This is a genomic window from Wolbachia endosymbiont of Madathamugadia hiepei (assembly GCF_013366855.1).
Taxonomy (GTDB): domain Bacteria; phylum Pseudomonadota; class Alphaproteobacteria; order Rickettsiales; family Anaplasmataceae; genus Wolbachia.
Genome location: NZ_WQMP01000028.1, coordinates 1 through 9,737, shown reverse-complemented (window position 1 = coordinate 9,737; position 9,737 = coordinate 1). Strand labels below are relative to the sequence as shown.

Sequence of the window (9,737 nt, the reverse complement as noted above, 5' to 3'; positions counted from 1 at the left end):
AGGTACACATAAATAATTAGCCACTGACCAGGGCTTCTTTTGCTTTTTTTCGTTTAGTAAATTTCTTAAGCATAAAGATTATACCAACTTTCGTTACCAAACAAGATACATAATAAATTTGCTACGCCTTTAATTGTGAGGAAACTTTTTAATTTACCATTGCGATTTCTCTTCAATCCAAGCATTTTTTATATAGACAGGTCCTTTTTTTAAGGAAAGAAAACATAAATCATACCTAACCGAATAATCTAAAAAACTAAGGTTTTTACTTAGAAAATATTTAGAGGAATTTACAATGGACTGACATTGAAGAGAAGATATCGGTATTTCTTTTCCAAGTAAGCTTGTTTTAACTTCTATAAAAATCAATTCTTTTTTTTTAGGTACAATTAAGTCAACTTCACCTAACCTACAACGATAACGGTGCTTTATAACATTATACCACTTTAACTTTGAATATATTAAAGTTAATAACTCACCAAAATAGCCTATAAGATAGTGTAACTTATTTATCATAAGAAAAAAAAATTATGATAATAATTAACTTTTTGTAACTACTTTATTTTCTTCTTTATTTTTGCTATAAACCTTACCTTTTGCTGTAATATCCCTGTCAACTAATTCTATCACTGCCATTGAAGCACAATCACCCTTTCGAGTGTTAAACTTTATTATCCTAGAATACCCACCTTTACGATTTTGATAACGACCAGCTAAAACGTTTAATAACTTATCAACTGCTAACCTATTATTATGAAGGCGTGAAAGCAAAAGTCTTCTACCGTGTAAAGTATTCTTATTCTTAGCAATTGTAATAAATTTTTCCATATACGGACGAAGTTCTTTAGCTTTTGGTAGAGTAGTTATAATCTGCTCATGGTTAATTAATGAGATAGATAGGTTCTTCAACATCGACAACCTATGTTCAGTGTGACGAGACAACTTGCGCTTTTTCATTCCATGTTTCATATATTACCTAATCTTCATCAGTATGTTGTCTAGCCAACTCATCTATGTCTTTAGGTGGCCAATTTGGAACATCCATACCCAAAGACAAGCCGAAATTATTTAAAACTGCCTTAATCTCATTCAAGGACTTTCTACCAAAATTAGCAGTTCTTAGCATTTCACTTTCTGTTCTTTGTACAAGATCACCTATATAAGTGATATTTTCATTTTTCAAGCAATTATGTGACCTAACAGACAGCTCCATCTCGTCCACTTTGCGCAATAAGATAGGATCGTAGCCCAAATCCCTATAACCATTAGGTAAGGAAGCCTGCGATTTTTTATAACTTACGTCAGAGCTAATAAAAGGCTGAAGTTGTTCCTGTAATATCCTTGCAGCAGAGTCAACAGCTTGACTTGGAGAAATTGTACCATCAGTTTCAACTGATAATATCAACTTATCCTTATCAGTAACTTGACCAACACGACTATTCTCCACCTTATATGAAACTCTATTGACAGGACTATATAAAGCATTAACCGAAATGAACCCAATTAGATCTTGCTCATTCATTAACTTCAAAAATTCGTTTTCCTTATATTTAGTGACAGGAAGGTAGCCTTTTCCACTAGCCACATATATAGTCATGTTGAGCTCCACATTCTGCCCAAGTGTACATATCAGCAGATCTTTATTAACAATAGAACACTGATCATCAGTTTCTATCATCCCAGCCGATACCTGACAAGGTCCTTTAGCACTTAAACTCAAGCATTTATTGGAAGTGCCATTCAACTTACACCTCAACATACTCATATTTAATATTATATCAGTTACATCTTCTCTTACCCCTTGAATTGAAGTAAACTCATGAGTTATACCCTCAATTTTTATTCCATAAACAGCACTACCTATAAGAGAAGACAGCATCACACGCCTTAATGCATTACCGAGTGTTAAAGCAAAACCACTCTCCAATGGTTCCAGTACTATATCGCCTTTTTCACTTGAATCACCTGGCACTACCTTCATTGAATTAGGCCTAGTCAATTTATCTAAGTTGCTAAAAACAGAAACACTATCGTTATAATACATAAAATAACCTTTTCAAATATTCTATACTCTTCTTTTTTTTCTTAATCTGCACCCATTATGAGGAATCGCAGTCTTATCCGCAATTGAGGTTACTGTTAACCCGCATCCCTGAAGTGCCTTAACCGCAGCTTCAGCCCCAAAACCAGGGCCACGAATTACCACAGAAACAACTTTCATACCAAACCTTTCTACTGCAACCTTTGCAGCAGATTCCGAAGCTTTACCTGCAGCATAAGGTGTAGATTTCCTTGAACCTGAGAAACCATGTGCACCTACAGACGTTTGGTATAGAGTGTTACCCTGAACGTCAGTTACATTTATAAAGGTATTATTAAAAGTTGCACGAATATGGACAACTCCAGTAACAAACTTTTTTGCACTTTTACCAACTGTCCTGACCTTTTTCATTAAAATTTACAATAATAACAAATCTTATTTTTTTCCAGCAATAGGCAAACGAGATCTACCTTTACGAGTTTTAGCATTGGTATGAGTCCTTTGCCCTCTTACAGGTAAACCTTTTCTGTGTCTCACTCCTCTATAGCATCCCATTTCCACTAAAAACTTTATATTCATAGCCACTTCTTTTCTAAGCTCACCTTCTATAGAATAGTTCTGTCTAATGAAACTGCTGATCTTTTCTATGTCTTTATCTTGTAATTCCGAAACACTTTTGCTCTTATCAATTTCACAGGCATGACAAATTGTGTTTGCAGTAGCAATACCTATACCATATATATAAGTTAATGCAAAAGGAACACATTTCTTTACTGGAACATTTACACCCGCAATACGTGCCACTGGTACTCCAATACTTTATTAATAATAACTCTTAATTTATACCATAAAACAATCCAGAGTCAAACTAAATTGCAAGAAATTTTGCTTTCGATCTCTTGTCTTACCTGATCAACATTAAGATTAGCATTGATCGTTAACAATTTGTCTTTATAATATTTACGTAAACTCTTTATTTGGATATGATATTCGCTTATTCTTCTATTAATTGCAGATAAGTCAGAATCATCGATTCTCCTTTCTAGCCTTGTACTTTTACATTTCATACAAACAAGACCGTCATCATTCTTAAGAGAAGATGCGCTGTATACACTTTTGCAGTCTAAACACACAAGGCGACTTTTTAACCTATTAACCGCAATCTTATCATCAAGCTGTAACTCAATAACAATATCCACATCTCTATTATATCTCTCCAGCAAAGTTTGAGTTAAGAAACGCGCTTGATTTAAATTTCTCGGAAAACCATCCAACAAAAAATTATCATCTACCAGTGCAAGCTGGTCACGTAATAACTCACATATAACTTTATCTTGAATCAAGTTACCGGATTCTACGGTATCCTTTATTTTTTTACCTAACTCGCTGTTGCTAGATATAATATTTCTCAATAAATCCCCTACTGAAATTAACTTTAAGTTATGCTTTGCTATTAGCAGGCTCGATTGAGTCCCTTTACCGGAGCCAGGAGGACCAAAAATTGTAATAATCATCTTAATTTTCTCGTTTTAGACTCATATTTTTTTATCCAGCTATCATATCTATTCGAAAAGATATAGGACTGTATTTGCATAATAGTATCAGTAACAACGTTAACTATAATCAATAAACTCGTTCCACCAAAAATAAATGGTATATCATAATAATATCTTATGACTTCGGGTACAGCACATATAACCACCAAATATGTAGAGCCAATGAACGTCAATTTAAAAACTATATCTTGAAGGTAATCAGAAGTATGTTTTCCAGGCCTTCTACCAGGTATAAAACCACCATTTTTTTTAAGAAAACCGGCATTTTCTTCCGGGTTAAATATAAAATTGGTGTAAAAAAAGTTAAAAAATATTATAAACGCTAAGTAAGCTACAATATAAACTACTTTATTTGCCATAAAATAGTTCAAAATAAAGTCAGAAAAAGCATATCCCTTATAGAAATTCGCAATTGAAATAGGTGTAAGTAAAATTGCATTAGCAAAAATAGTTGGTATTACGCCAGATAAATTAATCTTTAATGGGATATAAGTAAAATCGTCATTATGTAATTTTTTAAACTGCTTTTTAGGATACTGAACAACGACTTTTCTATAAGAAGACTCTACAAAAATAACCAAAAGCAACAGCAAAAAAAACACCGCCAAAATAAGAAGGATAATAAATAACGATATGCTACCGTTTTTATTCAATGTTAACAGAGATGAAAAAGCACTATGTAGCTCTGATATTATGCCAGTAAAAATAATTAATGAGATACCATTACCTATACCATTAGCACTGATTTGCTCACCAAGCCATATTAGAAACATAGTTCCACCTAAAAGGCTGAAAACACCTACTGTACGAAACATAAGACCAGGTTCGATTACAATTAATGCCCCTTCCCTATTCATTTTTTCTAATCCGATTAAAATAGTAATCGATTGAAATACACAAAACACTATAGTCATATACCGTATGTAGGAATTCATCTTTCGACGTCCTGATTCCCCATCATTTTTAACCTCATTAATTCCTTTGATGGCAGAAGATAATAACTGCATAACTATGGATGCAACTATGTATGGCATAACACTTAGTGCTAAGATTGTCATCCTAGCTAATGCACCACCAGAAAATAAATTAAATACTCCAAAAACACCAGAACCTTCCTTAGGGAATATATCATTAATTATATCAAGGTTAATTCCAGGAATAGGCACATAAGTACCTAGACGATAACAAATTAAAGCGATTAGCGTAAAAAACATACGCTTCAATAAATCGCCTTTATATAATAATGCAGGATCCAAACTATTAAATGCGGATTTGCTGCTCATCATTTACAATAGTATTTCCACACTACCACCAACTGAAGCTACAGATTTTTTTGCAGCTTCTGACGCACAATTAACATGAAATACACACCTCTCGGTCAGCTTACCTTTATTAAGGAGCTTGATTTTATCCTTGACAGACTTTATGAAACCTAGCTTACACAGCACCTCTTTGTCTATAACAGAATCTTTTACTATTTTCTTAGTTTCTATTAAGCGCTGTACATCACCGACATTAATTATGAAGCATATATTCCTACGTATAGGGTTAAAACCTCTTTTAGGTAAACGAGTATATATAGACTGTTGTCCGCCTTCAAATCCATTTATGGAAACGCCACTTCTAGCCTTTTGCCCTTTATGTCCCCTACCAGATGTTTTACCTTTACCACAACCAATACCTCTACCTAGCAACTTAGGTTTCTTTTTTTTCGATAACTTAGTAAATATAGAGTTTAATTTTATAGCATTATTCATACTTTACCTATTTCCAACTATCTCGCTAATCTTTTTGCCCCTTTTGCTTGCCACTTGACGAGGAGATAACATATTATCAAAAGCTCTAAACACTGCACATATAACATTATGAGGATTGTTTGATCTCGTAGACTTAGCCACTACATCTTTTATGCCTAGCACTTCAAAAACCGACCTAATCGCTCCACCGGCAATAATACCTGTTCCAGCTCTAGCTGCTCTTAAAACTATTTCACCAGAGCAAAATTTAGCTTTAATATCATGGTGCAAAGTTCTACCTTCACGCAAGTACACTCTAATCATCGATTTTTTTGCAGCATTTACAGCTTTTATCCTTGCTTCAGCAACCTCTCCGTGTTTGCCCATTCCGCATCCTACCCTACCCTTCTCGTCTCCAACAACGACCAAAATTGAAAATGAAAATCTTCTACCACCTTTGGTAACTGTTGTCACTCTTCGTACTGAAACTAAAAGCTCTGATAAATAGTTGTTATTTTGTAAATTTTTTACAGCCATATTCAAAACCTTCTAAAACTTAAATCCAGAACTTCTTAAAGCCTCAGCAAATTGAGAAACCAACCCTGTGTACTTATATGCTCCACGGTCAAACACCAACTCTTGCCCTAATTTCATATCAGATAGACGTTCAACCATCAAAGAAGAAACCTGTTTTACAGTTTCAGCATTGACCCTACCTTTACATACACCCCTAATTTTAGCATCCAAAGTAGAAGCAGAGGTAAGAGTCACTCCTTTTTCGTCATTGATTAACTGAGCATAAAAATGCCTATTCGACTTGAATATGGATATACGTAAACGCTTAGCGCCGTTATTGAGCTTTTTTCTATTACGTAATTTCCTTTTTTCAGAATTACTTAAAAAGTTATACAACCTTCTCATCTTAATTACTTCTTTTTACTTACAACTTTACGCAACATAAATTTGTCTTTTATTACAATACCCTTACCTTTATAAGGGTCGTATTTTCTAATTTTACATATATCGGATGCTACCACATAGACTTTTTGCCTATCTATACCACTCACTACTAAGTGAGTTGGTTTTACACACTTAATCTCAACATCCTTAGGCACTTTATACTTAACATTATGACTATAGCCAAGATATAAAGTCAAACATTTACCATCACACTCTGCTTTATATCCAACACCATTAATTTCAAGATCAACAGAGAAACTATTAACCATGCCGTTAATGGTATTGTTAATATTACTTCTATAAGTACCCCATATAGGCTTTACCTCATTATAATTATCTTTGCCTTGATCAACAGAAAGCAGCAACTGATTATCAACAACATGACATACAACATCACTGCATAGCCTAAGTTCTTTTTCTACCTTGGCACTTTTTATTAACATTTTACCATCATTATACTCAACTGAAACACCAGCAGGAACATTGATAGGCGCAGCACCTATACGAGACATAAACTTCTCCTACTACTTAAAATACACGACACAAAACTTCTCCACCAACTTTCAATTTATATGCATTGTAATCAGTCACCACTCCTTTAGACGTAGATATAATAAAAATACCAAGCCCATTATATGCCTTAGCAATGTCCCTGCACTTAGAATAACGACGACAACCAGGTTTTGATACTCTAACTATATCACTAATTACAGGTGACTTCTCATAATACTTCAATTTTACGATAAAAGATGGCACATTGCCTACAACTTCTTTCTGGTAATCAAGGATATATCCTTCATCCTTTAAGATTTTCAGTATAGAAGAATTTACCTTAGAAAACAGAACTCTTGTTGTCCTGTGCATTGCCAATTGAGCATTACGTATCCTCGTCAAAAAATCACCAATACTATCAGATAACGCCACAATATACTCCTATATTATATCACCAACTAGATTTCGTAACCCCTGGAATTTTTCCAAAAGAACATAAATCACGCAAAACAATCCTACATAAACCAAATTTTCTATATACCCCTCTTGGCCTCCCTGTTAAAGCACACCTATTTCTAATTCTGGTTTGAGAAGAATCTCTAGGCAACTCTTTAATTAGCTTATTTTGAGCTGCAAACCTCTCACTTATGGGTATATTCCTATTATTTATTATAGATTTCAACTTTTTTCTTTTCTCTTCATATTGATCATGCAATTTTATCCTACGAAGATTTCTTTGTATCATAGATTTTTTTGCCATATACCTCTTCTCTTAATTAATCAAAAAAGGGAAACCTAAAAGCTAGCAATAACTCTTTTGCTTCTTTATCACTAGTCGTACTTGTTATAATATTGATATCCATACCTCTAATCCTACTTATTTTATCGTAATCTATTTCTAAAAATGAGATATGCTCCTTTATACCGAAGGAAAAATTGCCATTACCGTCAAATTGCTTTACACTAAATCCTCTAAAATCTTTTTCTCTCGGTAAAGCAATATATATCAATCTTTCTAAAAATTCATACATTTTATCTCTACGCAAAGTTACTTTACAACCTACTGTAGCACCTTTTCTTATCTTAAAACCAGAAATGGATTTTTTTGCAAACGTTGATACAGGCTTTTGCCCTGCAATTAAACATAGATCATCAAGCGGCTCATTTATTCCTTTACTGTCCGTAGCAGCATCTCCAACACCCATATTAATACATACCTTGACAAGCTTAGGTACTTGCATCATGTTGCCGTAGTTAAACTTGTCCTTCAAGGATTTTGCTATATTATCTCTGTACAATTCTTTAAACATATCAACCTAGTCTATTACTTCCCCAGAAACTTTTGCAAAACGCACTTTTTTACCATCTATAATCTTAAACCTTACTCTAGTTGGAGCTTTATACTTGGGATCTAATATTGCAATGTTAGATATATCAATAGCTAACTCTTTATTTAGTATACCGCCACTACTACCAGCTTTCGGTTTAGTATGTTTCTTATGCACATTCACTCCAGAAACAACAGCCTTTTTTTTAGCATCACGTGTGATAATTTTGATTACTTTACCAACTTTTCTTCTATCCCTGCCAGTTAAAACTATAACGTCATCACCACTTCTTATTTTTGCACTCATTATAAAACCTCAACAGCTAATGACATTATTTTCATAAAAGAACCAGACGGCAACTTCTTCACCGGGCCAAACACTCGAGTACCAAGCGGCTCACCTTGATTATTAACTAAAACTACAGCATTGCTAGAAAAACAAATTACAGAGTTATCAGATTTTCTAATACGATTCCTCACTCTAACAACAACCGCTCTATATACTTTTCCCTTCTCGACCTTTCCTTTTGGGTTGATAGATTTAGTAGACACAATAATTGTATCACCTATAGATGCAGACTTCCTTCCGCCCAACAAGCCAATACAAAGTACTTCACGTGCACCAGAATTATCAGCTACTTCTAACAATGTATTTTTTTGAATCATATAAGCACCTTACTCAACTCGCACAACAATCCATTTTTTAGTAGCAGAAACAGGCTTGTGTTCTTGTATAAAAACCCTATCTCCTTCTTTGCAACTATTATTCTCATCATGTGCTGTATACTTTTTATATTTTTTTATAACTTTTTTATAAAGTTTATCCTTATATACCCGCAATACTGAAACCTTTACAGCTTTTTCGCACTCAGCTTTAGTTACAACACCACAAAAAATCTTCTTAGGCATTCTCTTCCTCTATTCTCCTTTCATTTAATATAGTTAAAATACGAGCTATGCTCTTTCTTATCAAGCCAAAACGCGAAATATTACTACACTGTTCTAATTTCTTCTGAAAAACCAAATTAATAAACTCTTTCCTCAAATTTACAAGAATTTCATGCAACTCTTGTGAGGATTTTGATCTAATATCAGCTATATCCATCGTAACTCCGTTCAACTATGATTAGATATAAATTTACATTTTACAGGAAGCTTGGCACTTGCTTTTTCAAGCGCCAATCTTGCTAAATGCATTGGAACATCACTACTAATCTCAAACAACACCCTACCAGGCTTAGCTTTAAATACCCAAAATTCAACACTACCTTTTCCTTTACCCATCCGCACATCTGCTGGCTTTTTACTAACAGGAGTATCAGGAAAAATTCTTATCCACACTTTACCAGAACGTTTCAACGTTCTGGATATCACACGCCTCACAGTCTCAATATGCTTAGACTGAATTCTACCTGCTTCTATAGCTTTTAAACCGTAATCGCCAAAAGATAGTGTGCTACCACCTTTTGCATTACCCTTAATCCTCCCTTTAAACACCTTTCTATACTTACTCTTTTTGGGAACAAACATTTCAATACGTCTTAATTAACAACATAAACCCAAACCTTAACTCCTATAATACCATATATAGTCTTTGCTTCACAAAAAGCATAATCTATATTAGC

The 9,737-nt window shown here is 33.9% G+C and carries 19 protein-coding genes and 1 pseudogene; all 20 read right to left on the bottom strand.

Annotated elements, in window-relative coordinates:
* Positions 1-153: 153 nt before the first annotated feature.
* On the bottom strand, positions 154-516 hold the full coding sequence (locus GO685_RS01800; RefSeq protein ID WP_175937311.1) for a YraN family protein: 363 nt from the start codon (positions 514-516) through the stop codon (positions 154-156).
* Between the two features lie 24 nt (positions 517-540).
* On the bottom strand, positions 541-969 hold the full coding sequence (rplQ, locus tag GO685_RS01795) for a 50S ribosomal protein L17 (RefSeq protein WP_175937310.1): 429 nt from the start codon (positions 967-969) through the stop codon (positions 541-543).
* Positions 970-976: 7 nt separating this feature from the next.
* Entirely contained in the window at positions 977-2,044 is a 1,068-nt protein-coding gene (locus GO685_RS01790) for a DNA-directed RNA polymerase subunit alpha (RefSeq protein ID WP_175937309.1), read from the bottom strand.
* 21 nt (positions 2,045-2,065) lie between these two features.
* Positions 2,066-2,452 (bottom strand): 30S ribosomal protein S11, encoded by a 387-nt coding sequence (gene rpsK, locus GO685_RS01785; protein WP_175937308.1) that lies wholly within the window; start codon positions 2,450-2,452, stop codon positions 2,066-2,068.
* A 24-nt stretch (positions 2,453-2,476) separates the two neighbouring features.
* Positions 2,477-2,845, bottom strand: coding sequence for a 30S ribosomal protein S13 (gene rpsM / locus GO685_RS01780; protein WP_175937307.1), 369 nt, complete (start codon positions 2,843-2,845; stop codon positions 2,477-2,479).
* A 59-nt stretch (positions 2,846-2,904) separates the two neighbouring features.
* Entirely contained in the window at positions 2,905-3,555 is a 651-nt protein-coding gene (locus GO685_RS01775) for an adenylate kinase family protein (RefSeq protein WP_175937306.1), read from the bottom strand.
* Positions 3,552-4,880: a preprotein translocase subunit SecY gene (gene secY, locus GO685_RS01770; protein ID WP_175937312.1), complete on the bottom strand. Its 1,329-nt coding sequence runs from the start codon at positions 4,878-4,880 to the stop codon at positions 3,552-3,554. The genes GO685_RS01775 and secY overlap by 4 nt, the downstream gene beginning before the upstream one ends.
* Before the next feature lie 3 nt (positions 4,881-4,883).
* Positions 4,884-5,354: a 50S ribosomal protein L15 gene (rplO, locus tag GO685_RS01765; protein WP_175937305.1), complete on the bottom strand. Its 471-nt coding sequence runs from the start codon at positions 5,352-5,354 to the stop codon at positions 4,884-4,886.
* A 3-nt stretch (positions 5,355-5,357) separates the two neighbouring features.
* Positions 5,358-5,870 (bottom strand): 30S ribosomal protein S5, encoded by a 513-nt coding sequence (gene rpsE, locus GO685_RS01760; protein ID WP_175937304.1) that lies wholly within the window; start codon positions 5,868-5,870, stop codon positions 5,358-5,360.
* A gap of 12 nt (positions 5,871-5,882) precedes the next feature.
* Positions 5,883-6,254 carry a 50S ribosomal protein L18 gene (rplR, locus tag GO685_RS01755; RefSeq protein ID WP_175937303.1) on the bottom strand — a complete coding sequence of 124 codons (372 nt, stop codon included), beginning with the start codon at positions 6,252-6,254 and terminating at the stop codon, positions 5,883-5,885.
* A 5-nt stretch (positions 6,255-6,259) separates the two neighbouring features.
* The gene (rplF, locus tag GO685_RS01750) at positions 6,260-6,805 is read right to left on the bottom strand and encodes a 50S ribosomal protein L6 (RefSeq protein WP_175937302.1); all 546 of its coding nucleotides are present in this window, start codon (positions 6,803-6,805) and stop codon (positions 6,260-6,262) included.
* 16 nt (positions 6,806-6,821) lie between these two features.
* The gene (gene rpsH / locus GO685_RS01745) at positions 6,822-7,217 is read right to left on the bottom strand and encodes a 30S ribosomal protein S8 (RefSeq protein ID WP_175937301.1); all 396 of its coding nucleotides are present in this window, start codon (positions 7,215-7,217) and stop codon (positions 6,822-6,824) included.
* A 19-nt stretch (positions 7,218-7,236) separates the two neighbouring features.
* Entirely contained in the window at positions 7,237-7,545 is a 309-nt protein-coding gene (rpsN, locus tag GO685_RS01740) for a 30S ribosomal protein S14 (protein WP_175937300.1), read from the bottom strand.
* 16 nt (positions 7,546-7,561) lie between these two features.
* Complete coding sequence (gene rplE, locus GO685_RS01735) at positions 7,562-8,095, bottom strand: 50S ribosomal protein L5 (RefSeq protein WP_175937299.1); 534 nt, start codon at positions 8,093-8,095, stop codon at positions 7,562-7,564.
* Positions 8,096-8,101: 6 nt separating this feature from the next.
* Positions 8,102-8,419, bottom strand: a complete 318-nt coding sequence (gene rplX / locus GO685_RS01730) for a 50S ribosomal protein L24 (RefSeq protein ID WP_175937298.1) — start codon at positions 8,417-8,419, stop codon at positions 8,102-8,104.
* Positions 8,419-8,778 (bottom strand): 50S ribosomal protein L14, encoded by a 360-nt coding sequence (rplN, locus tag GO685_RS01725; RefSeq protein ID WP_041045221.1) that lies wholly within the window; start codon positions 8,776-8,778, stop codon positions 8,419-8,421. The genes rplX and rplN overlap by 1 nt, the downstream gene beginning before the upstream one ends.
* A gap of 9 nt (positions 8,779-8,787) precedes the next feature.
* On the bottom strand, positions 8,788-9,021 hold the full coding sequence (gene rpsQ, locus GO685_RS01720) for a 30S ribosomal protein S17 (RefSeq protein WP_175937297.1): 234 nt from the start codon (positions 9,019-9,021) through the stop codon (positions 8,788-8,790).
* Positions 9,014-9,217 carry a 50S ribosomal protein L29 gene (gene rpmC, locus GO685_RS01715; protein WP_175937296.1) on the bottom strand — a complete coding sequence of 68 codons (204 nt, stop codon included), beginning with the start codon at positions 9,215-9,217 and terminating at the stop codon, positions 9,014-9,016. The genes rpsQ and rpmC overlap by 8 nt, the downstream gene beginning before the upstream one ends.
* Before the next feature lie 11 nt (positions 9,218-9,228).
* Positions 9,229-9,642 carry a 50S ribosomal protein L16 gene (gene rplP, locus GO685_RS01710; protein ID WP_175937295.1) on the bottom strand — a complete coding sequence of 138 codons (414 nt, stop codon included), beginning with the start codon at positions 9,640-9,642 and terminating at the stop codon, positions 9,229-9,231.
* Positions 9,643-9,653: 11 nt separating this feature from the next.
* Positions 9,654-9,737, bottom strand: a pseudogene (locus GO685_RS01705) (30S ribosomal protein S3); the annotation flags it as partial.

Coding starts and splice junctions, on each gene's coding strand:
- rplQ (WP_175937310.1), bottom strand. CDS start 969: ATGAAACATGGAATGAAAAAGCGCAAGTTGTCTCGTCACACTGAACAT.
- rplP (WP_175937295.1), bottom strand. CDS start 9,642: ATGTTTGTTCCCAAAAAGAGTAAGTATAGAAAGGTGTTTAAAGGGAGG.
- GO685_RS01790 (WP_175937309.1), bottom strand. CDS start 2,044: ATGTATTATAACGATAGTGTTTCTGTTTTTAGCAACTTAGATAAATTG.
- rplN (WP_041045221.1), bottom strand. CDS start 8,778: ATGATTCAAAAAAATACATTGTTAGAAGTAGCTGATAATTCTGGTGCA.
- GO685_RS01800 (WP_175937311.1), bottom strand. CDS start 516: ATGATAAATAAGTTACACTATCTTATAGGCTATTTTGGTGAGTTATTA.
- rpsE (WP_175937304.1), bottom strand. CDS start 5,870: ATGGCTGTAAAAAATTTACAAAATAACAACTATTTATCAGAGCTTTTA.
- rplO (WP_175937305.1), bottom strand. CDS start 5,354: ATGAATAATGCTATAAAATTAAACTCTATATTTACTAAGTTATCGAAA.
- rplF (WP_175937302.1), bottom strand. CDS start 6,805: ATGTCTCGTATAGGTGCTGCGCCTATCAATGTTCCTGCTGGTGTTTCA.
- rpsN (WP_175937300.1), bottom strand. CDS start 7,545: ATGGCAAAAAAATCTATGATACAAAGAAATCTTCGTAGGATAAAATTG.
- rpsQ (WP_175937297.1), bottom strand. CDS start 9,021: ATGCCTAAGAAGATTTTTTGTGGTGTTGTAACTAAAGCTGAGTGCGAA.
- rplE (WP_175937299.1), bottom strand. CDS start 8,095: ATGTTTAAAGAATTGTACAGAGATAATATAGCAAAATCCTTGAAGGAC.
- rplR (WP_175937303.1), bottom strand. CDS start 6,254: ATGAGAAGGTTGTATAACTTTTTAAGTAATTCTGAAAAAAGGAAATTA.
- rpsK (WP_175937308.1), bottom strand. CDS start 2,452: ATGAAAAAGGTCAGGACAGTTGGTAAAAGTGCAAAAAAGTTTGTTACT.
- rplX (WP_175937298.1), bottom strand. CDS start 8,419: ATGAGTGCAAAAATAAGAAGTGGTGATGACGTTATAGTTTTAACTGGC.
- secY (WP_175937312.1), bottom strand. CDS start 4,880: ATGAGCAGCAAATCCGCATTTAATAGTTTGGATCCTGCATTATTATAT.
- rpmC (WP_175937296.1), bottom strand. CDS start 9,217: ATGGATATAGCTGATATTAGATCAAAATCCTCACAAGAGTTGCATGAA.
- GO685_RS01775 (WP_175937306.1), bottom strand. CDS start 3,555: ATGATTATTACAATTTTTGGTCCTCCTGGCTCCGGTAAAGGGACTCAA.